At 64.3% G+C, this 23,419-nt stretch carries 22 protein-coding genes; 3 read left to right on the forward strand and 19 right to left on the reverse strand.

The genetic code is table 11. The annotated features are described in order from the left end of the window. Positions 1–20: 20 nt before the first annotated feature. Positions 21–746, reverse strand: coding sequence for a sulfite exporter TauE/SafE family protein (locus C8C95_RS01710; protein ID WP_116747436.1), 726 nt, complete (start codon positions 744–746; stop codon positions 21–23). A gap of 5 nt (positions 747–751) precedes the next feature. After that, positions 752–2,134 (reverse strand): oxygen-independent coproporphyrinogen III oxidase, encoded by a 1,383-nt coding sequence (gene hemN, locus C8C95_RS01715; RefSeq protein ID WP_056064378.1) that lies wholly within the window; start codon positions 2,132–2,134, stop codon positions 752–754. A gap of 189 nt (positions 2,135–2,323) precedes the next feature. Here hemN and fnr point away from each other — a divergent pair, with 189 nt between their 5' ends. Beyond that, the gene (gene fnr, locus C8C95_RS01720) at positions 2,324–3,046 is read left to right on the forward strand and encodes a fumarate/nitrate reduction transcriptional regulator Fnr (RefSeq protein WP_015014806.1); all 723 of its coding nucleotides are present in this window, start codon (positions 2,324–2,326) and stop codon (positions 3,044–3,046) included. Positions 3,047–3,157: 111 nt separating this feature from the next. Here the strand turns inward: fnr and C8C95_RS01725 are convergent, their stop codons facing one another. The 9 genes from C8C95_RS01725 to C8C95_RS01765 all read right to left on the reverse strand — a co-directional run bounded on the left by C8C95_RS01725 (position 3,158) and on the right by C8C95_RS01765 (position 11,273). Further along, a complete protein-coding gene (locus C8C95_RS01725) occupies positions 3,158–3,451 on the reverse strand; it encodes a hypothetical protein (RefSeq protein WP_056064380.1) in 294 nt (97 codons plus the stop codon). A gap of 57 nt (positions 3,452–3,508) precedes the next feature. Next, on the reverse strand, positions 3,509–3,787 hold the full coding sequence (locus C8C95_RS01730) for a FixH family protein (RefSeq protein ID WP_056064383.1): 279 nt from the start codon (positions 3,785–3,787) through the stop codon (positions 3,509–3,511). A gap of 64 nt (positions 3,788–3,851) precedes the next feature. Beyond that, positions 3,852–5,297, reverse strand: coding sequence for a cytochrome c oxidase accessory protein CcoG (gene ccoG, locus C8C95_RS01735; RefSeq protein ID WP_116747437.1), 1,446 nt, complete (start codon positions 5,295–5,297; stop codon positions 3,852–3,854). Positions 5,298–5,380: 83 nt separating this feature from the next. Then, positions 5,381–6,295: a cytochrome-c oxidase, cbb3-type subunit III gene (gene ccoP, locus C8C95_RS01740; protein WP_056064389.1), complete on the reverse strand. Its 915-nt coding sequence runs from the start codon at positions 6,293–6,295 to the stop codon at positions 5,381–5,383. Positions 6,296–6,319: 24 nt separating this feature from the next. Beyond that, positions 6,320–6,457 carry a CcoQ/FixQ family Cbb3-type cytochrome c oxidase assembly chaperone gene (locus tag C8C95_RS01745; protein ID WP_015014811.1) on the reverse strand — a complete coding sequence of 46 codons (138 nt, stop codon included), beginning with the start codon at positions 6,455–6,457 and terminating at the stop codon, positions 6,320–6,322. 16 nt (positions 6,458–6,473) lie between these two features. Beyond that, the gene (gene ccoO, locus C8C95_RS01750; RefSeq protein WP_060987389.1) at positions 6,474–7,106 is read right to left on the reverse strand and encodes a cytochrome-c oxidase, cbb3-type subunit II; all 633 of its coding nucleotides are present in this window, start codon (positions 7,104–7,106) and stop codon (positions 6,474–6,476) included. A gap of 18 nt (positions 7,107–7,124) precedes the next feature. Further along, positions 7,125–8,564, reverse strand: a complete 1,440-nt coding sequence (gene ccoN / locus C8C95_RS01755; protein ID WP_110961118.1) for a cytochrome-c oxidase, cbb3-type subunit I — start codon at positions 8,562–8,564, stop codon at positions 7,125–7,127. Positions 8,565–8,628: 64 nt separating this feature from the next. Further along, positions 8,629–8,766: a cbb3-type cytochrome oxidase assembly protein CcoS gene (ccoS, locus tag C8C95_RS01760; RefSeq protein WP_116747438.1), complete on the reverse strand. Its 138-nt coding sequence runs from the start codon at positions 8,764–8,766 to the stop codon at positions 8,629–8,631. Further along, positions 8,766–11,273, reverse strand: coding sequence for a cation-translocating P-type ATPase (locus tag C8C95_RS01765; RefSeq protein WP_243415760.1), 2,508 nt, complete (start codon positions 11,271–11,273; stop codon positions 8,766–8,768). The genes ccoS and C8C95_RS01765 overlap by 1 nt, the downstream gene beginning before the upstream one ends. A gap of 108 nt (positions 11,274–11,381) precedes the next feature. Between C8C95_RS01765 and C8C95_RS01770 the strand changes: the two genes are divergently transcribed. Further along, complete coding sequence (locus C8C95_RS01770) at positions 11,382–11,825, forward strand: universal stress protein (protein ID WP_015014815.1); 444 nt, start codon at positions 11,382–11,384, stop codon at positions 11,823–11,825. A 175-nt stretch (positions 11,826–12,000) separates the two neighbouring features. On the opposite strand, the gene C8C95_RS01775 is transcribed toward C8C95_RS01770, so the two are convergent. From C8C95_RS01775 to C8C95_RS01800, 6 genes are all read right to left on the reverse strand, one after another. After that, positions 12,001–13,575: a malonyl-CoA synthase gene (locus tag C8C95_RS01775; RefSeq protein ID WP_116747439.1), complete on the reverse strand. Its 1,575-nt coding sequence runs from the start codon at positions 13,573–13,575 to the stop codon at positions 12,001–12,003. Between the two features lie 82 nt (positions 13,576–13,657). Continuing rightward, complete coding sequence (locus C8C95_RS01780; protein WP_116747440.1) at positions 13,658–14,461, reverse strand: enoyl-CoA hydratase/isomerase family protein; 804 nt, start codon at positions 14,459–14,461, stop codon at positions 13,658–13,660. A 226-nt stretch (positions 14,462–14,687) separates the two neighbouring features. Then, positions 14,688–15,677, reverse strand: coding sequence for a tripartite tricarboxylate transporter substrate binding protein (locus tag C8C95_RS01785; RefSeq protein WP_116747441.1), 990 nt, complete (start codon positions 15,675–15,677; stop codon positions 14,688–14,690). Between the two features lie 67 nt (positions 15,678–15,744). Next, positions 15,745–17,244 (reverse strand): malonyl-CoA decarboxylase, encoded by a 1,500-nt coding sequence (locus C8C95_RS01790; RefSeq protein WP_116747442.1) that lies wholly within the window; start codon positions 17,242–17,244, stop codon positions 15,745–15,747. Next, the gene (locus C8C95_RS01795) at positions 17,241–17,909 is read right to left on the reverse strand and encodes a GntR family transcriptional regulator (RefSeq protein ID WP_056064427.1); all 669 of its coding nucleotides are present in this window, start codon (positions 17,907–17,909) and stop codon (positions 17,241–17,243) included. The genes C8C95_RS01790 and C8C95_RS01795 overlap by 4 nt, the downstream gene beginning before the upstream one ends. Positions 17,910–18,285: 376 nt before the next feature. Beyond that, on the reverse strand, positions 18,286–19,203 hold the full coding sequence (locus C8C95_RS01800; RefSeq protein WP_116747443.1) for a LysR family transcriptional regulator: 918 nt from the start codon (positions 19,201–19,203) through the stop codon (positions 18,286–18,288). A 118-nt stretch (positions 19,204–19,321) separates the two neighbouring features. Between C8C95_RS01800 and C8C95_RS01805 the strand changes: the two genes are divergently transcribed. Further along, positions 19,322–20,239, forward strand: a complete 918-nt coding sequence (locus tag C8C95_RS01805; RefSeq protein WP_116747444.1) for a DMT family transporter — start codon at positions 19,322–19,324, stop codon at positions 20,237–20,239. An 82-nt stretch (positions 20,240–20,321) separates the two neighbouring features. Here the strand turns inward: C8C95_RS01805 and lgt are convergent, their stop codons facing one another. Together lgt and ilvD are read right to left on the reverse strand one after the other, a co-directional pair. After that, positions 20,322–21,149: a prolipoprotein diacylglyceryl transferase gene (gene lgt, locus C8C95_RS01810; protein WP_056747142.1), complete on the reverse strand. Its 828-nt coding sequence runs from the start codon at positions 21,147–21,149 to the stop codon at positions 20,322–20,324. Between the two features lie 257 nt (positions 21,150–21,406). Beyond that, complete coding sequence (ilvD, locus tag C8C95_RS01815) at positions 21,407–23,266, reverse strand: dihydroxy-acid dehydratase (protein ID WP_015014824.1); 1,860 nt, start codon at positions 23,264–23,266, stop codon at positions 21,407–21,409. Positions 23,267–23,419 lie beyond the last annotated feature (153 nt).

Consider the following 23,419-nt stretch of genomic DNA (forward strand, 5'->3'; position numbering starts at 1 on the left):
GACGGATCAGCGCCTCGCGCTCAGCGGCACCAGAGCGACGGCTTGTAAATGAGATCCATCCACAGCGCCCAGGCAGCTACCGCGCACAGCATGGCGCCTGCGGCCCTCGTGCCCCACTGCGCCCGCGCGAGGTTCAGCCGGTTGCGAAGGCTGCTCCAAGCCCAGGGGCCGCCCACCAGCCACACCCCGCTGCCCACGGCAAACAGAGCCATGGTGAGGACCCCCTCCAGCGCCCCCCCGCTGAGCGCCGCGACCAACAGGGCCGAATAGAGCAGTCCACAAGGCATCAGGGCCCACAGAACCCCGGCCGCCATCACTCCGCCCGGAGCCCCGACCAGCGGACGAACACGCGCCCACACGGAGCGGCCCGCCTGCTCCACCCAGGCAGGCTGCCGCGACTGCACCATCATCATGAGCCCCCAGGCCATCACCGCCACGTGCATCAGCGTCCAGGCGGGACGCAGCGCGGTGGTCTGCTGGGTCAGCCATGCCAGACTGTCCATGGCCAAGGCCGCCAATGCACCGGCGCTGGCATAGCCCACCAGGCGCCCCGCATGAAAGGCCACGGTGCGCTGCAGCACGCCGCCACGCGGCGCCCAGCGCACCACCCGCTCGGCACTGCCCTCCGCCAGTGGCGCGCCGCCCTGCCCCACGAGCGCTCCACAGGGCGCGGAGCACATGGCCAGGCAGTGGGACCCGCCAGCGAGTCCCATGAGCAGAGCAGTCCAGCCGACCGTGGCAAGCATAGGTATCAGATGATGCGCGAAAACCGGGCGCGGTTGCGGTCTGCCTGCAGATAGCGGTCAAAAACCATGGCGATGCCCCGCACGAAGAACCAACCGGTCGCAGTCACTTCAATGCCCTCTGGCCCAACGCGCACCAGCCCTTGCTCCTGCATGCCCTCCAATTGGGCCAACTCCGCCGCGAAATACTGGCGGAAATCGATCAACCACGCCTGCTCCATCGGCTCGAACAGCAGCTCGCCCTGGCACATCAGGGCCATGATGGCCGCGCGGCGCACCAGGTCGTCGCGGGTCAGGGCCAGCCCGCGGACCACAGGCAGCCGCCCCTGGTCCAGGAAGTCGTAGTACTCGTCCAGTGTCTTGGAGTTCTGGCTGTAAGTCGCCCCGACCCGGCCGATGGCCGATACGCCCAGCCCAATCAGGTCGCAGTCTGGCTGCGTGCTGTAGCCCTGGAAGTTGCGGTGCAAGCGTCCCTGGCGCTTGGCCACAGCCAGTGCGTCGGTAGGCAGAGCAAAGTGGTCCATACCCACATAGACATACCCAGCGTCCATGAACGCATCGAGTGAGCGCGAGAGCATGGACAGCTTGCTCGCGCCCGTGGGCAATTCGGCGGAGATGATGCGACGCTGTGGCTTGAAACGCTCCGGCAAGTGTGCATAGGCATACAACGCAATGCGGTCAGGCCGCAGCTGCGCCACCTGCGCCAGCGTGCGGTCAAAAGACTCTGGCGTCTGGCGCGGCAGGCCGTAGATCAGGTCCACGTTCACCGAATCAAAGCCCAGCGAGCGGGCGGACTCCACCAGTGCAAAAACCTGCTCCGCAGGCTGAATGCGGTGCACGGCCTTTTGCACTTCGGCATCAAAGTCCTGCACGCCAAAACTCAGGCGGTTAAAGCCCAATTCAGCCAGGAGCGCCAGACGCTCGGAGTTGACCGTGCGCGGATCCACTTCGATCGAGTATTCGCCCCCGGGCGCCAGCGTGAAGCTGCGCTTGAGCATGGCCATCAGCTCCCGCAAGCCCGCATCTGAGAGGAAGGTGGGCGTGCCACCGCCCAGGTGCAATTGACTCACCACCTGTCCTACGCCACAGTGCGCGGTGTGCAGGTCGATCTCGCGGCTCAGGTAGCGCAAGTAGACCTCGGCGCGGTCATGGTGTTTGGTGATGATCTTGTTGCAGGCGCAGTAGTAGCACAGGGATTCGCAAAACGGGATGTGCACGTACAGGGACAGCGGCATGGCCTTGGCCAGCGTGCCCGAACGGCGCTGTTGCAGCGCCAGCACATAATCTTCCTGACCGAAGGCCTCCACAAATCGGTCGGCCGTTGGATAGGACGTATAACGGGGCCCTGGCACGTCAAAGCGGCGCAGAAGATCTGGCGAAACAGCAGTCATGGGGAAATTTCCTTGCGTACACCTTGACTGTGCCGTAGGCTCCGGGACATGTCCTTGACCTGCATCAAGTGAACCAACAAGCGATACGGCGACAATTTGATGAAGGTCAGCCGCTCGCCCGCGCCCTGTATTCAGGTTCGTGTACGGCAAGCACGATATGCTCGACCAACAACCCAAGTCCATGTGCCTATGAACCCGCTCACCATCAAAGTCGCCTGCTCCAACTGCAACCTCCGCGAGCTGTGCATGCCCGTGGGCTTGAACGAAGAGCAGCTCCAGCGCATTGACGAGGTGGTTGCCGTCCGTCGCAAAGTCAAACGCGGAGGCACGCTGTTTCGCAATGGCGAGTCCTTCACGTCCCTTTATGCCATCCGCACCGGGTTCTTCAAGACCTGCGTGGCCACGGAAGACGGTCGCGACCAGGTCACGGGCTTTCAGATGGCGGGCGAGATCATCGGGCTCGACGGCATCGTCAATGACCACCATACCTGTGATGCGGTGGCACTTGAAGACGCCGAAGTGTGTGTCATGCCCTTCGACCGCATTGAAGAGCTGTCACGCGAAGTCACAGCCCTGCAGCACCACGTACACAAAATCATGAGTCGCGAGATCGTGCGCGAGCACGGCGTGATGTTGCTGCTGGGCAGCATGCGTGCCGAGGAACGCCTGGCCGCCTTTTTGCTGAACCTGGTGCAGCGCCTGCATGCACGGGGCTTCTCGCAGTCGGAACTGGTGTTGCGCATGACGCGCGAAGAAATCGGCAGCTACCTCGGTCTCAAACTCGAAACGGTCAGCCGGACCTTCTCCAAGTTTGTGGAAGAAGGGATCGTGGAAGTCAAACAGCGCCATGTGCGCATTCTCGACACCGATGCCCTGCGACGCATCGTGAACAGCCAGCAGACCTGCCACTGACGACACTGACACCGAGCCACTTCCACGCGGAAGGGTCAGTTCCGCACAAAGTACAACCATCTCTTGCGAAACGGCATGCATTGCATGCCCAGACAAGCAGGCGAAAAGGGTTCAGGGGCAGGACGAAGTCTTGCGGCAATCGTCGGGGCGCTCCCCATCGGGCACCGGGCACCGGTTGACCTCGAACGGAGACATGGACAGCAGTGTCGTCAATGCGCTCGTGGCCATGGTGATGGCCCAAAACACAAAAAATGCGAGGGTGTACACCCCTTGCCGTGACAGCGCCAGGGGCTGGCCGAACCAGTGCAGGTCCTGGGGGTCCACCATGGCAAAAACCAGCATCTCCAGCACGCCCGCCATCAAGAAGGCGGGCCATGCAATCCACATCAGGCGTTGCGTCCACATATCGGTTCTGTCTCCTGGTGCTGCCTGGGGTCGCTGGGGGCAGCGACCGGCGGGTTGTCAGCGTGGTTGGTCTTGCACGGGGGTGGCCGCATGGTTGCGGGCCTTGAGTGCCGGTGCCAGGCTTTTCTCCGGCGCCACCAAGGTCTTGTTGATCTCAATGCCCTGGCGGTAGTAATCCTCGGCCACCACCGGGTCAGGCCGAGAAATCGCCAGCCATAGCGTCACAAAGCCAGCCACGATCACGATGGCAGGCCCGGCAATCACCAGCCACACATGGCCGAACTTCCACCAGGGCACGGGAACTGCCGGTGTCGCGATGGCAGGGTTTGAAGACATGGTGCTCTACTCCTCAACAATATCGGTCAAAGTGCGGCCCTGAAAGGCCCCACCGGGATGCCGCTCAACGCGGCACAAGAAACACGGATTTTTCCGTCACGTGGGCAGCTGCCCCTACGGCCTGCACGTCAAACTGAACCGCATGCGAGCCCGACGTGGCGGAGCCATACGGAATCTGCAAACGCACGGCCACCCAGCGCGACTCTGCTGCGCCAATATCCACTTCGGCCTCGGAGGCCACCTCCAGCCCCTCCAGTCCACGCGCACTGATGCGGTAGCGCTGTTCGCCCTCCGTGGCATTCATGATCTGCAGCCGGTAAATATTCTCCAGTTTGCCCCCCGCCACAATGCGCGAGAGCGCGGCCCGGTCACGCACGACATCCACCTTCAGCGGCGTGCGCACCACCAGGCTGGCCAGCATGGCAACGCACAGTGCTACCAGCACGGCGGTGTAGATCAGCACACGGGGACGCAACACGCGACGCAGCATCTGGGACTGCGTCCAGCGCTTGGCCACGCCGTTCTGGGTGGAATAGCGGATCAGGCCACGCGGGTACTGCATCTTGTCCATCACCGTATTGCAGGCGTCCACACACAACCCGCAACCAATGCACTCATATTGCAAGCCCTTGCGGATATCGATGCCCACCGGACAGACCTGCACACACAGCGAGCAGTCAATGCAGTCGCCAAGCCCCTGGGCCTTGTAGTCAATGTTCTTCTTGCGCGGGCCGCGCTGCTCGCCACGCTCAGGGTCGTAGGTGACGATGAGCGTGTCTTTATCAAACATTGCGCTCTGAAAGCGCGCATAGGGGCACATGTACTTGCAGACCTGCTCGCGCATGAAGCCTGCGTTGCCGTAGGTGGCAAAACCGTAGAACAGCACCCAGAAAATCTGCCAGCCGCCTTCAAACGCCAGCAGCTCGCTGCCCAGTTCGCGGATGGGCACGAAGTACCCTACGAAAGTGAACCCAGTCCACAGGGCCACGGCGATCCACACCACCTGCTTGAGAAACTTTTTGCGGATCTTCTCGAACGTCCAGGGACCGTTGTCCAGGCGGAGGCGGGCACTGCGATCGCCTTCGATCTTGTGCTCGATCCACATGAACATTTCGGTGTACACCGTCTGCGGACAGGCAAAGCCACACCACAGGCGCCCTGCCACGGCGGTGAAAAGGAACAGCGACAGCGCCGAAATGATCAGAAGACCGGTGAGATAGATGAAATCCTGCGGATAGAGCACCAGGCCAAAGATGTAGAACCTGCGAGCTCCCAGATCAAACAGCACCATCTGGCGCTGGCCCCATTCAAACCACGGCAGCCCGTAAAACACCAGCTGCGTCAAAAGCACCATGCCCCAACGCCAGCGCGCAAACAATCCGCTGATCGAGCGCGGGTAGATCTTCTTTTGCGCTTCGTACAGCGAGATGATCTCGCCCGCAGAGGACGCATCGGTGGTGACTGGCGTAATCGGGATGACCTTGCGAGCAGGCTCGCTGGGTGTGCTCATGGTGTCGCTTTATGAACGGAGGACAGGCTTACTCTGAAAAGAAAACCCGGGCAGCGCCTCAAGCACACCGCCCGGTGGACATATCAACGTGCAGCCACCTGCTTGTTCGACAGGCCCCACACATAGGCAGAGAGTACGCCGATCTGCGCCTCGGTCAACTTCTCGGCCTGTGCAGGCATCTGGTTGACCTTTCCGTTGTTGATCATGGCCGTGATGGCAGCCTCGCCCCAGCCATGCAGCCAGATATCGTCGGTCAGATTGGGTGCACCCAGTGCCTGGTTGCCCTTGCCATCCATACCGTGGCAGGCCGCGCACGCCGCAAATTTGGACTTGCCCAGCGATGCACGCAGCGAGTCGTGCGGGCTACCCGACAGGCTCAACACGTAATGCGACAGGTTGCGCACGTCTTCTGGGGTGCCCACGGCCGCTGCCATGGGAGGCATGTTGCCGATGCGGCCCTTCTCCAGCGTCTCGCGGATCTTTTCGGGTGTGCCGCCATGCAGCCAGTCGTTGTCCGTCAGGTTCGGGAAGCCCTTGCTGCCGCGTGCATCCGAGCCGTGGCACTGCGCGCAGTTGTTCATGAACAAGCGCTCGCCAATGGCATGGGCCTGCGGGTCCTTGGCCACGTCTTCGGGCTTCATGGATACAAAGCGGGCATACAGGGGCTCCAGCTCCGTCTTGGCCTTGGCCATTTCGGCTTCGTACTCCCCCTTTTGCGTCCAGTTGAGCTTGCCGGTAAAGCTGCCCAGACCTGGGTAGGCAGCCAGGTAGCCCAGGCCAAAGACGATGGTGATGACGAACAGCCACACCCACCAGCGCGGCAGGGGGTTGTTCATTTCGACCAGGTCCTCGTCCCAGACGTGGCCGGTGGTGTTGTCGGAGGTGGCAACCACCTTCTTGCGGCCTGCCATCCAAAGCAGGATGCCGCAGGCGATGATGCCGACCAGGGTCAGCGTGGTCACAAAGACCGACCAGAAATTGCTGGTGAAGTCACTCATGGGGTGTTCTCGTTCTGGTGAAGGTCAATCTGTCTCGAAAGGCAGCTGGGCTGCCTCGTCGAACCGGGCCTTGTTGCGGCCTCGGTAGGCCCAGACCCAGATGCCAATGAAGCAGGCCATCGATGCCAGGGTGGCGACGATGCGCATGGTGGTGATGTCCATGGGATATCTCCTTTGCTTACTTGAGCGCACGGCCCATGACTTGCAGGTAGGCGATGAGCGCGTCCTGCTCCGTCTTGCCCTTGACCTCGCCCGCCGCAGCAGTGATCTGCTCGTCGGTGTAAGGCACGCCCACGGTGCGCAGGGCCTTCATGCGGGGCGCCATCACTGCAGGGTCCACCTGGTTCTTTTCGAGCCAGGGGTACGCGGGCATGTTGGACTCGGGCACCACATCGCGGGGGTTGTTCAGGTGGATGCGATGCCATTCGTCGCTGTACTTGCCACCCACGCGGTGCAGGTCAGGCCCCGTGCGCTTGCTGCCCCACTGGAAGGGATGGTCATACACAAACTCGCCCGCCACCGAGTAGTGGCCATAGCGCAGCGTCTCTGCGCGGAAGGGGCGGATCATCTGCGAGTGGCAGTTGTAGCAACCCTCGCGGATGTAGATGTCGCGGCCTGCCAGCTGCAAAGCGTTGTAAGGCTCGACACCCTTGACCGCCTCGGTCGTGGACTTCTGGAAGAACAGGGGCACGATCTCGACCAGACCGCCAATGGCGATCACGATCAGGATCAGCACGATCATCAGAAAGTTGTTGGTCTCCACCTTTTCATGGGTGAAACCGGTCGAAGCAGATGTGTTGTTGTTAGACATGAATGATCTCCTTCGGACTCAGGCGTGGGCCGTGTTCACTGCAGGAATGGCCACCTTGACCGAACGGCCCGAGATGGCAGTCAGCCACACGTTCCAGGCCATGACCAGCATGCCGCCCAAGTACAGCAGACCACCGGCCACGCGGATCACGTAGAAGGGATAGGTCGCCTTCACGCTTTCCACGAAGGTGTAGGTGAGCGTGCCGTCGGGGTTGACCGCGCGCCACATCAGGCCTTGCATCACGCCGGCAATCCACATGGCAGCGATGTACAGCACGATGCCGATGGTGGCCATCCAGAAGTGCAGCTCGATCGCCTTGACGGAGTGCATCTTGTCCTTGCCGAACAGACGGGGCACCAGGTAGTACAGCGAACCCATCGAGATCAGGCCCACCCAGCCCAGGGCGCCGGAGTGCACGTGGCCGATGGTCCAGTCGGTGTAGTGGCTCAGGGCGTTGACGGTCTTGATGGACATCATCGGGCCCTCGAACGTGGACATGCCGTAGAACGACAGCGACACGATCAGGAAGCGCAGTATGGGGTCGTCACGCAGCTTGTGCCATGCACCCGACAGGGTCATGATGCCGTTGATCATGCCGCCCCAGCTGGGTGCCAGCAGGATGAGCGAGAACACCATGCCCACCGATTGCGTCCAGTCAGGCAGCGCGGTGTAGTGCAGGTGGTGTGGGCCGGCCCACATGTAGGTGAAGATCAGCGCCCAGAAGTGCACGATCGACAGGCGATACGAGTACACCGGACGGCCCGCCTGCTTGGGGATGAAGTAGTACATCATGCCCAGGAAGCCAGCGGTCAGGAAGAAGCCCACGGCATTGTGGCCGTACCACCACTGCACCATGGCGTCCTGCACACCAGCGTAGGCCGAGTAGCTTTTCATCATGCCCGCAGGGATGGCGGCGCTGTTCACCAGGTGCAGCAGCGCCACGGCCAGGATGAACGCACCAAAGAACCAGTTGGCCACATAGATATGCTTGACCTTGCGGGTTCCAATGGTGCCGAAGAACACGATGGCATAGGACACCCACACCAGCGTGATCAGGATGTCGATGGGCCATTCGAGTTCAGCGTATTCCTTGCCCTGGGTGTAGCCCATGGGCAGGCTGACTACCGCAGCCGCAATGACCAGCACCCAGCCCCAGAAGGTGAATGCGGCCAGAGGACCCGCAAAAAGCCGGACCTGGCAGGTGCGCTGCACCACGTAGTAGCTGGTAGCAAACAGCGCGCTACCGCCAAAACCAAAGATCACCGCATTGGTGTGCAAAGGTCGCAAGCGGCCATAACTCAGCCACGGAATGCCAAAGTTGAGTTCTGGCCAGGCCAACTGGGCGGCGATGATGACGCCCACCAGCATGCCGACCACCCCCACCACCACGGCCAGGATAGAGAACTGCCGCACGACAGTGTCGTTGTAGTGCGCAGCATTTGTTTTTGGAAAATCCATCGGGCACCTCTTTGTATTGCAGTAAGAGTTTGTTGCAGTCGCGGCTATCGGGCATTGACACAAGTCAACCGTCTCGGAGAATGCGCTCCCCCTCTTGTTCGACGCTTTCGAACTGGCCTTGGTACACCGCCCACCACAGGCCTCCCAGAATCAGGAGCACCAGCATGACGGACAAAGGAATCAGCAAATAAAGGATGTCCATCAGACGGGCTCCAGTGGGGTCTTCGAAAGATCAAGGGGCGGCTGCGACGTGCCGCCAGCCGTGATGTCGGGGCGCGCAGGCAAAGCAGCTGTTGGCAACGGCGCGCTGTGCGAGCCTGGCAAGGAAGGCAGGTCGCGCGCCAGGCGCGCTGCGTTGAGCACCACCAGCAGCGAACTCAGCGCCATGCCCAGCCCGGCCAGCCAGGCCGGCATCCAGCCCAGTACTGCCAGCGGCACACACAGCGCATTGTAGGCAGCGGCCCACCACAGGTTCTGCCGCACCACGCGCAGGGTGCGGCGCGCCAGCAGCACGGTTTGCGGCACCAGCGCCAGGCTGTCGCCCAACACCACAAAGTCCGCCCGGGACTGCGCCAGCGGCACGGCACGGCCAAAGGCAAAAGAAACATGGGCCCCCGCAAGCACCGGGCCGTCATTGAGGCCATCGCCCACCATGGCCACGTGGTGTCCTTGCGACTGCAGTGCCTGCAGCGCGGCCAGCTTGCCCTGCGGAGTGCACTCGCCCTGGGCCTGGGCAATGCCCGCCTGCGTGGCCACCCGTTGCACCGCGCCTCGACGGTCACCCGACAGCAATTGCACGGCCACACCGTCCTGCTGCAGGGCGTGCACCACGGCCGAAGCCTCAGCCCGCAGGTCTTCCACCAGATCGAAGCGGGCCAGTTCGCGCAAGACTCCATCTGCCGATTGCTCAGAGAGCACGACCTGCAGCGCAGCACCGCCTGCATCGTTGGCAACACCCGCATGGCGGGCAGAGCCCAGGCGGATCGTGCGAGCAATTGCTGCCCCGGTGGTGTCCTCCACGGTAGCAGTCAGCCCCTGCCCTGCATCCTCTTGCAGACCCGTCACCTGCCAACGCCCCAACGGCAGCTGCTGTGCAGAAGCCGCCGCAGCCAAGGCCCGCGAAGCCGGGTGCATGGACTGGCGCGCGAGCGCTGCGGCCAAGTCCAGTGCCTCTTCTGCGCTGCAACCGCCCGCAGGATGTACCGCTTGCAGCGCCATGCCGTCGCGGGTCAGCGTACCGGTCTTGTCAAACACCATGGTGTCCACCTGGGCCAGCGCCTCCAGCCCCTGCAGATTGCGCACCAGCACGCCGTGGCGCGCCAGCGTGCCTGCCGCCGTGAGCATGGCCACCGGGGTGGCCAGCGACAGCGCGCACGGGCAGGTGACGATGAGCACGGCCACCGCCACCATCAGCGCATGCCCGGGGTCCGACGGCCACCAATAGGCAGCCGCCAGCGCCGCCGCCAGCAACACGGCGACCAGGAAAGGCCGCGCGATGCGGTCCGCCAGCTGCGCCAGCCGGGGCTTTTGCAGTGAAGCGCTTTCCATCAGCGCCACGATTTGCGCAAAGCGGGTTTGCCCACCTGTGCCTTCCACCAGCACCTCGACCGGCGCCTGCAGGTTGTAGCTGCCCGCCGTCACGGTGCTGCCGACAGGGCGTGCAACGGGTGTGGATTCGCCCGTCAGAAGAGCCTCATCGGCGTGGGTGCTGCCTGCCGTGATGCGGCCGTCGGCGGGAAACGCCTCGCCGGGCAGCACACGGATGGTGTCCCCCACCGCAATGCGCCGCGTGGCCACGCGGATGAAGCTGCCATCCGCCGCGCGCCGCTCCACACTGTCGGGCAGGCGGTTCATCACGGCCTCCAGCGCACCCGCCGTGCGATCCCGCAGGCGCAGCTCCAGCCAGCGGCCGGTGAGCAGGAAGAACACGAACATGGTCAAGGAGTCGTAGTACACCTCCTTGCCAAAGATGCCTGCAGGGTCAAAAGTGCCAGCGGTGCTGACCACGAACGTGATGGCCATGCCCAACGCCACGGGCAGGTCCATGCTGACGCGGCGCAGGCGAATGTCGCGCAGCGCGCTGGTAAAAAATGGACCACAGGAAAACACCACCATGGGCAGCGTGATGACCCAGGAGGCCCAGCGCAACAGCTGCTCCATCTCGCCCGACAGGTCGCCCGGCTGTGCCACGTAGGCGGGCCACGCATACATCATCACCTGCATCATGCAAAAGCCCGCCACCAGCCAGCGCCACAGCGCGCGGCGGCTCTCGCGCAGGCGCTGGTCGCGCGCAAACGCATCCATGGCGGGCATGGCGCGGTAACCCGCGTGGCGTACGGCTTCCATCCACTGCGACGGCTTCACTTGGCCAGGCTGCCACACCACGCGGGCCCGGCGCGTGGCGGCGCTCACATCGGCCTGCAACACGCCCGGCACGGCCCGCAGGGCGTCTTCGATCGTGAGGGCACAGGCCGCGCAGTGCATGCCCTCCAGCACCACATGGGAGTCCCACGCGGTGGCTGCGGCGTCGGCCGTGACAAGGTCAGCGGCACCACTTGGCAACGGGCTGCCTGCAGGGGTGCAGGGACGGCCAAACGCCAGCCATTCCTGGGGGTCATCCAGCAGCTCTACCCGCTGCGGCGGCAACGGATCTGCCACGCTGTCAGAAGGATGCACCGCAGAGGAAGCCGGCGCACCGGGTTGAAACATGGACATGGTTCAAGCCTATCTGTGGGGCATGACAACTACATTGACCTGGATCAAGCCCCGGAACATGATTCATCCTAAGCTTGTTCCATCACTTTGAGGAGCCCTTTTATGTACAAACGCATCCTGATCGCTACAGACGGATCCCCTCTGTCGGACAAAGCGGTGGAACATGGCCTGTCCCTGGCCGCCCTGTCAGGCGCCACCGTGGTCGCCCTCAAGGTGGTGCCCCGCTACCCCCGCAGCTACTTTGAAGGCGGCATGCCGGTGGACATGAACGACGTCAAACGCATCGAAGCCCAGTGGGGCGATGCCGCACAGGCCATGGTCGACGGCGTGAAAGCCCAGGGCGGCGCGCAAGGCGTGACCGTGAAGGCTGTCGTCGCCAAGTCCGATCTGGTGGCCGAAGCCGTGATTGCGGCCGCCAAGAAGCACAAGTGCGACCTGATCGTGATGGCCTCGCATGGCCGCAAGGGCCTCAAGCGTTTGCTGCTCGGCAGCGAAACGCAGCATGTGCTGACGCATTCGCACATTCCGGTGCTGGTGCTGCGCTGAAGCGACCACCTCCTGCTAAAGCAGCCCCAAATATGCTGATGACGCTTGATTGGAAAGCGCCTTAAGTTATCAAAATAAGAGCAAACGCAGCGCCTGAGTTTGCGTCTGCGTCCGCCAACAAAAAAGGGGCAACTTGCCCCTTTTTGTCTTTGTGCGCATTGCGCTGCGCAATTGCTCAGGCAAACAACCCCTTGTACTGATCCCGCAGCAGATTCTTCTGCACCTTGCCCATGGTGTTGCGCGGCAGCTCCGCCACTACAAAGCATTTCTTCGGAATCTTGAAGTTGGCCAGCTGTGACTTGAGTTGAGCCACGATGGCATCGGCATCCAGTTGGGCTCCGGGCTTGGCAATGACCACGGCCACGCCCACTTCGCCAAAGTCAGGGTGTGGCACGCCGACCAGGGCGCTTTCGGCCACGCCGGTCATGTCGTTGATGTAGCCCTCGATCTCTGCGGGGTAGACGTTGTAGCCGCCGCTGATGATCAGGTCTTTGCTGCGGCCCACGATGTGCACGTAGCCGCGCTCATCGACCTTGCCCACGTCGCCGGTCTTGAAGTAGCCATCCTTCGTGAACTCTTCCGCCGTCTTCTCGGGCATGCGCCAGTAGCCTTTGAACACGTTGGGGCCCTTGACCTGGATACCGCCGATCTCGCCCACGGGCAGGTCTTTGCCGTCATCGCCCTGCACGCGCAGGCTCACGCCCGGCAGGGGGAAGCCCACAGTGCCGCCACGGCGTTCGTCCTGGCCGTTGTAGCGCTGGTCGGCGCTGTAGGGGTTGCTGGTGAGCATGATGGTTTCGCTCATGCCGTAGCGCTCCAGGATGGTGTGACCGGTGCGCTGCTGCCATTCCTTGAAGGTTTCGATCAGCAGCGGTGCAGAGCCTGCAATGAACAGGCGCATGTTCTTCACGGCATCCTTATTCAAGCCCGGCTCGGCCAGCATGCGGACGTACAGCGTGGGCACGCCCATGAACACTGTTGCGCGGGGCATGGCGGCGATGACGGCCTTGGGGTCGAACTTGGCCATCCAGATCATCTTGCTGCCGTTGATGAGCGCACCGTGGATGGCGACGAACAGGCCGTGGACGTGGAAGATGGGCAGTGCGTGGATGAGCACATCGCCCCGGCCGTCAGGCCCTCCGGTAGCCGTCCAACCCCAGTAGTCCTTGAGCATCACAGCGTTGCTCAGCATGTTGCCGTGCGTGAGCATGGCACCCTTGCTGCGGCCGGTGGTGCCGCTGGTGTACAGGATGGCGGCCAGGTCGTCGGCGCTGCGGGACACGGCCTGGTGCTCGTCGCCGTGGTGCGCTGCACGCTCCAGCAGGCTGCCGGTACGGTCGTCACCCAGGGTGAAGACATGCTGCGTGCCCAGGGTGAAGGCAATCTTGCTGACCCAGCCAAAGTTGCCGGGCGAGCACACCACCACGGCCGGCTCGGCGTTGCCGATGAAGTATTCGATCTCGGCGCTTTGGTAGGCGGTGTTGAGCGGCAAAAAGACGTAGCCCGCACGCAGCGTGGCCAGGTACAGCGCCATGGCTTCGACCGACTTTTCGACCTGCACGGCCACGCGGCTGCCTTCGGGCAGCTTGAGCGACGCAAGCAGGTTGGCGATGCGGGCGCTGGCGCGGTCCAGATCGCGCCAGGTGTAGAACAGCGGGGTGCCGTCTGCCGCCGTGGTCTCAACGGCAGTGCTGTCCAGGTCGGACGGGAACGAGGCGCGCAGGGCGCTGAAGAGGTTGTGTTGGCTCATGGCTCAGACTTCAATGGGCTGGGTGGCTGGGTTGAGAGGTTGGGACTGACTGAATGGGAGAAAGCGGGGACGGAGGCGCCAGTCAGAACACCGGCGCGCGCTTGTCCAGAAAGGCAGAGATCCCTTCGCGGTGCTCGGCGCTGGCGGCGTAGGCATAGGGGTCGGCAGGGCCATTTACTATGTTTTCAATAGCAGACAAGGCATGATTTTGTAGCGCTACAGGCGCTTTCAACGCCCGAAACGTCTGTTTGTTCATGCGGGCGGCCTGGGGCGCCAGCGCGGCAATGCGCTGGGCACTGCCCAGGGCTTCGGTGGCCACCATGTCGTCGGCCACCACGCGGCTCAAAAAGCCGCGTGCCAGCATGTCGGGGGCGCTGAAGGTGGCGGCCTCCAGCAGCATCTGGCGTGCGGTCACGTCGCCCACTGCACCTGCCACCAGCTGCGCCTCGCGCGGGGCCATCGGAAAGCCCAGCTTGGCAATCGGTGCGCCAAAGCGCGCGCCATTGCCCGCCACCCGGATGTCGCAGCAGCTGGCAATCTCCACGCCGGCGCCCATGCAGGCGCCGCTGATCTGGGCCACGATGGGCACGTCGCACTGGAGCATGGCATTGAGCCCGCCCCACACGTCGTTTTCATGAAAGTCGCGCAGCGCTGCCGCGTCAAAACGGAAGCCGGGGTACTCCGAAATGTCTCCGCCCGCACAGAACGCTCCGCCCTCGCCCGCGATGAGCACACAGCGCGCATCGGCAGAGCGCTGCACGTCTTCAAACACCGCACGCAACTGCCGCCACATGGGCCGCGACATGGCGTTCAGCCGCCCGGTGTGGCGCAGGGTGACATGCACCACTCCGCCCTCACCGGCATTCATCAACACTTCACCCGGCATCCTGGTATCCATTTCCTTCACATACCGCCCACGACCTTCTCACCCCGCCATGCCATCGCCAGCGCCACCGTGGAACTGGCTTTGCCAGGCCACGGATGGCGTCCCCCTCGGGAGATGGCGCAAAGCGCAGCCATAGCACCGGCTACGGCGAGCATTTGCAACAACTACGGTGTGCGCTTTTGCGGAGCGATCGGGCATGGCGGGTTTGTTCGCACCGTCTTGGGGGTTAATCAAGCTTTGCGCCAGACGCCTTCACCACCGCCGCCCAGCGCTTGACCTCGCTGCTCACAAACGCGCCAAACTGCTGCTGCGTCATGCCGCCGTAGTCCGCGCCGTTGCTGGCCCAGACGGCCTTGAGTTCATCGGCGGTGCCCAGGCGCTTGATCTCGTCCACGATGCGGGCCTGCACGTCGGCGGCTGTGCCTTTGGGCGCCCACAGGCCGTACCAGGTGGTCACGGTGTAGTCGGGCAGGCCCACTTCGGAGGCGCAGGGCACGTCGGGGAATGCGGGGTTGCGCTTGGCGCCGGACACCATCAGCGCCTTGATACGGCCGCTCTTGATGTGATTGGCTGACGAGCCCAGACCGTCGAACATCATGTCCACGTTGCCGCCAATGAGATCCTGCAGCGCGGGGCCCGCGCCCCGGTAGGGGATGTGGGTGATGAAGGTGCCCGTCTGCTGCTTGAACAGCTCACCCGCCAGATGGTGCGAGGTGCCTGCTCCGGCCGAACCGTAGTTGAGCTTGGCAGGGTTGCGCTTGATGTAGTCCAGAAACTGCTTGAAGTTGGTGGACGGCGTCTTGGGATTGACCACCAACACCTGGGGCACGTTGGCCAGCAGCGCCAGGGGAATGAAGTCTTTCTCGATGTCGTAGTCGAGCTTGGGGTACATCGCAGGGGCAATCGCGTGGTGCACGGCGCCCATGAACAGCGTGTAGCCATCGGGCGCCGCCTTGGACGCAATGCTGGCACCCAGCGTGCCCCCGGCGCCCCCCCGGTTGTCGATCACCAGCGTCTTGCCTGTGCTTTTGGAAAACTGCGCAGCCAGCGGCCGGGCAAACGCATCGGTGCCGCCACCGGCGGGGAACGGCACCACCACCGTCACGGGCTTGCTGGGCCAGGTGCTTTGGGCCCAGCTGTTGCTGCTGGCCAGGCCCAGGCCTGCAGCCGCCGCGCCGAGCAATACACCCCGGCGTTGGATTCGCAAATCAGTCATTCCTTGTCTCCTGTCGTTGTAAAAATACGCGGTCACTGGTCCGCCCGGCATCTTGCCGGCCGCCCCGTCAGTCGCGGCAAAGGCTGTCGATGTCCCCCGACACTGGCACCTTGCCCTGCGCAAGCAAGCTGCGATGCTTGTCGATGCGCTTCAAGTCGTACAGATAGTTCACCATGAGCCCGTACGATTGTTTCTGCCCCTTGCTGGACGGGTCACCCGCCCAGTTCAGGCGCTCTACCCGCGCGCCGTTGCCCAGGTGGAAGCGGGCCACGGGGTCTGCCGGTTTACCCTCTTGCAACTCGCGGCCCAGATAGTACGCGGCGCATTCCAGCAGCATCTGGCGCACGGGGGATTTGGCGTCCAGCTCCAGCGCCTTGTCCACCGCCCCGAGCAAATGCGTGGCCTGCGGCGGCTCGAAGCCCACCGCGCGGCCCAGCTCGCTGCGGCGCTTGTCGTCCAGGCGGTCCAGCATGGCCCCTGCATGTTTGCCCAGCCAAGCGCGGAAACCCGGGATGGGCGACAACGTGGCAAAGGTGCGCAGGCGCGGGAACTCGGCCGTGAGCGTTTCCACCACATGCTTGATGAGCGAGTCGCCAAAGCTCACGCCGCGCAGGCCTGTTTGCGTGTTGCTGATGGAATAGAAGATGGCAGTGGTGGCCCGTGTGATGTCCACGGGCGCAGCGGCCTCGTCCAGCAGCGGCGTGATGCTGGACGAGATCTTGTCCACCAGCGCCACCTCCACAAAGATCAGCGGCTCGTTGGGCAGGCGCGGGTGGAAGAAGCCATAGCAGCGGCGGTCGCTGTCCAGGCGGTTCTTCAGGTCGGCCCAGCTGCGGATGTCGTGCACGGCCTCGTACTTGATGAGCTTTTCGAGCAGCGAGGCGGGCGAGTCCCACGACAGCCGGCGCAGCTCCAGGAAGGCCACGTCGAACCAGGTCGAAAACAGGTGCTCCAGCTCGGCATCGAGCGGCAGCAGGCGCTTGTCGGCCTTGAGCAGCGGCAGGATTTCTGCGCGCATGTCCACCAGAAAACGCATGCCCTCGGGGAACGCCGAAAACCGCTGCAGCAACCGCGTGCGGGGTGATACCAGCGCACGGCGCAGGCTGATCTCGGCCTGCCCTTCTTCGGCCGTGCCGGCCGCCGCTTCGTAGCGCTGGCGGGCCGACTTGAAGCGCGTGGCATCCGGTGCGAACTGCTCGCACATCAGCAGCCACATGTCGCGCCTTTCCTCGGGCTCGGCCTTCGCATACCAGTCGGCCACGGCCTGGGCGCGGCGGCCGCCCTCGATCTCGCTCACCTGGGGCGCCACCACCTCCTGCAGGTCGGCCAGCAGACGGCGCAATGCGCGGGGCGACAACGCCTCCTGGCCGCGCCGCAGGGTGGCCTGCAGGCGCTCGTTGGTAGAACGCGGCACCGCGACCTTGGCGACCACATCGGTCACGGTTTTGTCGAGTGAGGCCTTGGCAGACTTGTCGGCGGTCTTGTCCCCCGCCTTGTCGGCGGCAGGCGCGGCAGTGCGCAGGCGTGACACGCTGCGGGTGATCCATTCGGGAGTGCTGTTGATCATGGGGTCAACCTCGATTGCTGGTTGCGGGCTACATCGCGCAGCGCATCGCGCTGGCGCAACAGATGGGTGCGCATGGCCTCCTCGGCCGCGTCGCAGTCGCGCGCCTTGAGCGCGGCAAACACGGCCAGATGCTCTGCCAGGCTTTGCTGCATGCGCCCGGGGGCATGCAGCGTCTTGTGGCGTGCCAGCCGCAGGATCTTGCGCAGGTCGCCAATCACCTGGGCCAGCCAGCGGTTGTCCGCCAGCGTGATGAAGGCCTCGTGGATGGCGTAGTTGGCTTCGTAGTAGTCGGTCATGCGCCCGTCGGCCGCGCACTGTTGCAGGCGCTCGTGCAGCAGCTCCAGCGCGGCAATGTCGGCCGCCACGGCCTTGCGCGTGGCCTCGTGTGCGGCACGCCCCTCCAGCAAAGCGATGACGGGAAAGATGTTGTCCAGATCGCTCTCGGTGACCTCGGCCACAAAACAACCCCGGCGCGGCTCATGGCGCAGCAGCCCCTCGGCCACCAGCACCTTGAGCGCTTCGCGCAGCGGGGTGCGCGAGATCTCCAGCCGCTCGCACAAGGCAGCCTCGTCCAGAAAGCTGCCGGGCGGCAAGGCGCCCGCAAAAATCTGCTCCCGCAGCCGGGAGGCGACTTCGTCGTGCAGTGAATTCGGGACAGGACGCATGTACAACAAGGCTCCAGGGCACCAACCCGCGAGGCATCAGCAGCCAACTCCTAGTGGATTGCGCAGGCCGAATGCCTGTAACACCCCTCTATCAGCTGACAACAGTGGCGATTGCCTCGCCATGTACGTAATTTCTCATAATTACGCAAAATGACAAGGTGTAAACCCTGATTTGCAGACTTTGGTTACACAAAAGACGGCTGCTGCGGTGGTTGCGCAACGCTGCGTGCCACATAGCAGCAAGGGTGGCGAACTTTGCTGCTGGACCCAAGGCACCGTCGTTGGGTGATCAGCCCAGGGCCAGATGAGCGGCCGAGGGCGCAGCACCCGCTGCGCCCACCGCACGGTCGCCCTGCCCTCGCGTCCCTCCCCCGCTTCACTCCACGCCCGCAAAACCTTCCACCAGGTGGTCGATCCACACCCGCAGCTTGGCCGGCAGAAACCGGTGGGACGGGTACAGCACCCAGGCCGTGCCCGCGTACGAGGTCTTGTGCTCCCAATCGGGCAACACGGTCACCAGGTCACCCCGCGCCAACGCAGCGCGCGCAGTAAAGCCCGGCAGGCTGGCAATGCCCAGGTGGCTCAGCGCGGCCTCAAGCCGCACCTCGCTGTGGTTGGCCACATAGCGGCCGCGCACGGCCACCGTGGCGGATTCGCCTGCGCGCTCGAAGCGCCAGTGCCGGTCGCGCTCGTCCTCGCCCAGGGTGATGCAGGCGTGGTGCTCCAGGTCGCGCGGGTGCTGGGGGTGGCCCCGCTCAGCCAGGTAATGCGGGCTGGCGCAAACCAAATGGCGCAACGTGGCCAGCGGCCGTCCGGCCAGTCCCGGGGGCGGGGTGTCGGTCACGCGCAGGGCCAGGTCGATGGGCTCCTCGAACAGATCCACCGTGCGGTCGGTGATCAACAGCTGCACATCGACCTGGGGGTATTTCTGCAAAAACGGCAGCACCAGCGGGTGCACCAGTTGGCGCCCCACCGCCTTGGCCATGCTCATGCGCACCATGCCGGAGGGCGCGGCAGAGTGCGTGTCACTCAGCGCCCACACCTCGCGGGCGGCAGACACCATGTCCTGACAACGGCTGTAGACCGCCGTGCCCGCGTCGGTCAGCCGCAGCTTGCGGGTGGTGCGCTCCAGCAGGCGCACGCGCAGCGCCCCTTCCAGCCGAGCCACCTGGCGGCTAACCGCCGACGGGGTGATGCCCAGCTGCCGCGCGGCGGCCGAGAAGCTGCCCGCATCCACCACACGCGCAAACACCGCCATGTCGGGGAGGCTGTCCAGAGGCTGATTGATGCGCATGAGGAACAAGTGCAGTTCTTTGGCAGCGATTATCAATGCATGGACGCAAATTGATAATTTCCCCAGCCCATCGCCGCCACGCGCGGCGCCCCACAGCCTCCCCCCCAATCTGCGCCCCATGTCACACACCCTGCCCCTGTCCGCCCCTTCCCCGCTGGCCCCGCGCCTTTCTGACCTGGCCTTGCTGCTGGTCGCCGTGGTGTGGGGCACCAGCTATGGCGTGGCCAAGGGGGCCCTGGTGTTCTACCCGGTGCTGGGTTTTTTGGCCGTGCGCTTCCTCCTGACCTTTGTGGTGCTGCTCCCGGCCTTGCTGCGCGCCACTGCGCCCGAGCGGCGCGATGCGTTGGTGGCCGGCCTGCCGCTGGGTGGGCTGATGCTGAGCATCTTTCTGTGCGAGACCTTTGGCCTGGCGCTCACGCAGGCCAGCAATGCAGCGTTTTTGATCAGCCTGTGCGTGGTGTTCACACCGTTTGCCGAGTGGTGGCTGCTGCGCCAGCGGCCCGAGCGTGCGATGTTTGGTTTTGCCGCCGTCTCGCTGCTCGGCGCAGCCCTGCTCAGCGGGGGTTACACCGGCCAGTGGGGTTGGGGCGACGCGCTGATGCTGGCGGCCGCCGCGCTGCGCGCGATCACCGTGTGCCAGACCACGCGGCTCACCCGCCGCCGCAACGCGCCCGTGCTGGCCCTCACAGCGGTGCAGTCGGGCGTGATCGGGGTGGGCTGCCTGCTGCTGGCGCTGGCTTTGCCGGGCAAGCTGCCCCCGCTGCCGTCGCTCACCCAAGCCAGCGCTTTCTGGTGGGCCTGCGTCTACCTAGTGGCGGGCTGCACGGTGTTTGCGTTTGTGGCCCAGAACTGGGTACTGCGCCACAGCTCGCCCACGCGGGTGGGCTTGCTGACCAGCAGCGAGCCCGCCTTTGGCGCACTGTTTGCGGTGTTCTGGCTGGGCGAGCAGCTCAGCGTCACGGGCTGGGTGGGCGGTGCACTCATCGTGGGGGCCGCCCTGTGGACGATGGCGCGGCGGGGTGATGCGCGGCATTGACCGCCTGCTTACCCGCCACTCGGTCCAATCACTACCAATTTGATAGCTGCTCGGGCATGAAACACCGGCGCTATCGCCCGTTTTATCTCGAAACCAGCGCCCCCACCGGCTGCCGCTGCGCCCACAGCCACATCGCTGCGCCACCCACGATCATGGGCACACACAGCCATTGCCCCATGCTCATGCCCAGCGACAGGATGCCCAGGAAGGCATCGGGCTCGCGGAAATATTCGGCAATGAAGCGGAACACACCGTAGCCGAACAGGAAAGCGGCCGCCACCTGGCCGGGGCGACGCTCCTTGCGGGCATACAGCCACAACAGGATGAACAGCAGTAATCCTTCCATCAGGAACTGGTAGACCTGCGACGGATGGCGCGGCTGCATGGAGCCGCTGTGCGCAAACACCATGCCCCAGGGCAGATCGGGGCTGGCAAAGCGGCCCCACAGTTCACCATTGATGAAGTTGCCCACACGCCCTGCCGCCAACCCCGTGGGCACGCAGGGCGCCACAAAGTCAGCCACCTGCAGCCAGGGGCGCCGGCGCGAATGGGCAAACCACAGCATGGAGACCACCACACCCAGCAGCCCGCCATGGAAGGCCATGCCGCCCTGCCACACGGCAAAAATTTCCAGCGGGTGGCTCAGGTAGTAGCCCGGCTTGTAGAACAGGCAGTAGCCCAGCCGCCCGCCAATGACCACGCCAGCCACCCCCAGAAAGAGGATGTCTTCCACATCCTTGCGCGTCCAGGCGCCGGGCCCCGTGATGGAGGCAAAGGGCGGGTGCCGCAAGCGCCGGATGCCCAGCAACATGAACAGGCCAAAGGCCGCAAGATAGGTCAGGCCATACCAGTGCACAGCCAGTGGGCCGATCTGCAGGGCGACGGGGTCGATGTGGGGATAGGTCAACATGGTGGCGGGTATTGTGCCCGCGCTGGGGATGACCCCGCACCCAGGGCTGCCTGCCCCGAGCAGGACCACCGGGCGACCGCAGCCGCGCCAGGGCGATCCGCTGGAGCTATACACCACGTTTCTGAGAAAAAAGCCGAGCAAGCGCTAGTCCGTCATGTGCCGACATCTATCAAAAGTGGAGCAAAAACAAAAAAGCCGCGCCCTCCAGGCGCGGCTTCGGTGCGGCGGCAGGGCTCCTGGCCCTGCAAGGCTGCCCCTCAGTCGTCCAGCAGCGACAAGTCGCGCACGGCGCCCTTGTCGGCAGACATCACCAGCTTGGCATAGGCCTTGAGCGCGGCCGACACCTTGCGCGGGCGTGGCTGGGCAGGCTTCCAGCCCTTGGCGTTTTGCGCTTCGCGGCGCTTGGCCAGTTCTTCATCGCTCACCAGCACATTGATCGTGCGGTTGGGGATGTCGATGCGGATGCGGTCGCCGTTCTGCACCAGGCCGATGGCACCGCCCGCAGCGGCTTCGGGCGAGCAGTGACCGATCGAGAGGCCCGAGGTGCCGCCCGAGAAGCGCCCATCCGTCAGCAGCGCGCAGGCCTTGCCCAGGCCCTTGGACTTGATGTAGCTGGTGGGGTAGAGCATCTCCTGCATGCCGGGGCCGCCCTTGGGGCCTTCGTAACGCACGATCACCACATCACCGGCCTTGACCTTGTCGGCCAGGATATTGGCCACGGCCTCGTCCTGCGACTCGGTCACGTGGGCCGTGCCTTCAAACACCAAGATGCTTTCGTCCACACCGGCCGACTTGACCACGCAGCCGTCCACCGCGATGTTGCCGGTCAGCACGGCCAGGCCGCCTTCCTTGCTGAAGGCGTGGTCGTACGAGCGGATGCAACCCTCTGCGCGGTCCAGGTCCAGGCTGGGCCAGCGGGTGTTCTGGCTGAACGCCACCTGCGTGGGGATGCCTGCGGGGCCCGCCATGTAGAAAGTGCGCACGGCGTCGTCCTGCGTGCGCACGATGTCCCATTGGTCCAGCGCGTCTTTGAGCGTAGGAGCGTGCACGGTGGGCACATCGGTGTGCAGCTTGCCCGCGCGGTCCAGCTCGCCCAGGATGGCCATGATGCCGCCCGCGCGGTGCACGTCTTCAATGTGGTACTTGTTGGTGTTGGGCGCCACCTTGCACAGCTGCGGCACGACGCGCGAGAGGCGGTCGATGTCGGCCATGGTGAAGGGGATCTCGGCCTCTTTGGCAATCGCCAGCAGGTGCAGGATGGTGTTGGTGGAGCCACCCATGGCGATGTCCAGCGTCATGGCGTTTTCAAACGCCTTGAAGCCCACCGAGCGGGGCAGCACGCGTTCGTCGTCCTGCTCGTAGTACTGCTTGGCCAGGTCCACGATGCGGCGGCCGGCGCGCTTGAAGAGCTGCTCGCGGTCGGCATGGGTGGCCACCACCGTGCCATTGCCGGGCAGCGACAGGCCCAGCGCCTCGGTCAGGCAGTTCATGGAATTGGCGGTGAACATGCCTGAGCACGAACCGCATGTGGGGCAAGCCGAGCGCTCGACCTCAGCCACATCGGCGTCGGAGTAGTTGGTGTCGGCGGCAATCACCATCGCGTCCACCAGGTCGAGCTTCTTGAACTCCATGACCTTGGTGACCGGGTTGGCCAGGCGGGTCTTGCCCGCTTCCATCGGGCCACCCGAAACGAAGATCACCGGAATGTTCAGGCGCATGGCGGCCATCAGCATGCCGGGGGTGATCTTGTCGCAGTTGGAGATGCAGACCATGGCATCGGCGCAGTGCGCGTTGACCATGTATTCGACCGAGTCGGCAATGATGTCGCGGCTGGGCAGCGAATACAGCATGCCGTCGTGGCCCATGGCAATGCCGTCGTCCACGGCAATGGTGTTGAACTCCTTGGCCACGCCGCCGGCGGCTTCGATCTCGCGGGCCACCAACTGGCCCAGGTCCTTCAGGTGCACGTGGCCGGGCACGAACTGGGTGAACGAATTGACCACCGCGATGATCGGCTTGCTGAAGTCATCGTCTTTCATGCCGGTGGCGCGCCACAGGGAACGCGCGCCTGCCATGTTGCGACCGGCGGTGGAGGTTTTGGAACGGTAGATGGGCATCGTGCTGGCTTCTGGAAAATCGCTGAAAAGGAAGCGGGCCGGACTCATAAAGGCCCCTCGCGCGCCCGTGCAACAACCTCTTGAGCCGTGCCGGGGGCAAACCTGTCAATTATCGCCCAGCCCCACAGGCCCGCCCGGGGCGGTGGCGTTGGG

This window comes from Acidovorax sp. 99 (assembly GCF_003096455.1).
Lineage (GTDB): Bacteria > Pseudomonadota > Gammaproteobacteria > Burkholderiales > Burkholderiaceae_C > Acidovorax > Acidovorax delafieldii.

Coding starts and splice junctions, on each gene's coding strand:
- ccoG (WP_116747437.1), bottom strand. CDS start 5,297: ATGAGCACACCCAGCGAGCCTGCTCGCAAGGTCATCCCGATTACGCCA.
- hemN (WP_056064378.1), bottom strand. CDS start 2,134: ATGACTGCTGTTTCGCCAGATCTTCTGCGCCGCTTTGACGTGCCAGGG.
- ccoS (WP_116747438.1), bottom strand. CDS start 8,766: ATGGACATCCTTTATTTGCTGATTCCTTTGTCCGTCATGCTGGTGCTC.
- ccoO (WP_060987389.1), bottom strand. CDS start 7,106: ATGTCTAACAACAACACATCTGCTTCGACCGGTTTCACCCATGAAAAG.
- C8C95_RS01710 (WP_116747436.1), bottom strand. CDS start 746: ATGCTTGCCACGGTCGGCTGGACTGCTCTGCTCATGGGACTCGCTGGC.
- C8C95_RS01765 (WP_243415760.1), bottom strand. CDS start 11,273: ATGTTTCAACCCGGTGCGCCGGCTTCCTCTGCGGTGCATCCTTCTGAC.
- C8C95_RS01775 (WP_116747439.1), bottom strand. CDS start 13,575: ATGAGCCAACACAACCTCTTCAGCGCCCTGCGCGCCTCGTTCCCGTCC.
- ccoP (WP_056064389.1), bottom strand. CDS start 6,295: ATGAGTGACTTCACCAGCAATTTCTGGTCGGTCTTTGTGACCACGCTG.
- lgt (WP_056747142.1), bottom strand. CDS start 21,149: ATGTTGACCTATCCCCACATCGACCCCGTCGCCCTGCAGATCGGCCCA.
- C8C95_RS01800 (WP_116747443.1), bottom strand. CDS start 19,203: ATGCGCATCAATCAGCCTCTGGACAGCCTCCCCGACATGGCGGTGTTT.
- C8C95_RS01805 (WP_116747444.1), top strand. CDS start 19,322: ATGTCACACACCCTGCCCCTGTCCGCCCCTTCCCCGCTGGCCCCGCGC.
- fnr (WP_015014806.1), top strand. CDS start 2,324: ATGAACCCGCTCACCATCAAAGTCGCCTGCTCCAACTGCAACCTCCGC.
- C8C95_RS01780 (WP_116747440.1), bottom strand. CDS start 14,461: ATGCCGGGTGAAGTGTTGATGAATGCCGGTGAGGGCGGAGTGGTGCAT.
- C8C95_RS01745 (WP_015014811.1), bottom strand. CDS start 6,457: ATGGACATCACCACCATGCGCATCGTCGCCACCCTGGCATCGATGGCC.
- ccoN (WP_110961118.1), bottom strand. CDS start 8,564: ATGGATTTTCCAAAAACAAATGCTGCGCACTACAACGACACTGTCGTG.
- ilvD (WP_015014824.1), bottom strand. CDS start 23,266: ATGCCCATCTACCGTTCCAAAACCTCCACCGCCGGTCGCAACATGGCA.
- C8C95_RS01730 (WP_056064383.1), bottom strand. CDS start 3,787: ATGTCTTCAAACCCTGCCATCGCGACACCGGCAGTTCCCGTGCCCTGG.
- C8C95_RS01770 (WP_015014815.1), top strand. CDS start 11,382: ATGTACAAACGCATCCTGATCGCTACAGACGGATCCCCTCTGTCGGAC.
- C8C95_RS01785 (WP_116747441.1), bottom strand. CDS start 15,677: ATGACTGATTTGCGAATCCAACGCCGGGGTGTATTGCTCGGCGCGGCG.
- C8C95_RS01795 (WP_056064427.1), bottom strand. CDS start 17,909: ATGCGTCCTGTCCCGAATTCACTGCACGACGAAGTCGCCTCCCGGCTG.
- C8C95_RS01790 (WP_116747442.1), bottom strand. CDS start 17,244: ATGATCAACAGCACTCCCGAATGGATCACCCGCAGCGTGTCACGCCTG.
- C8C95_RS01725 (WP_056064380.1), bottom strand. CDS start 3,451: ATGTGGACGCAACGCCTGATGTGGATTGCATGGCCCGCCTTCTTGATG.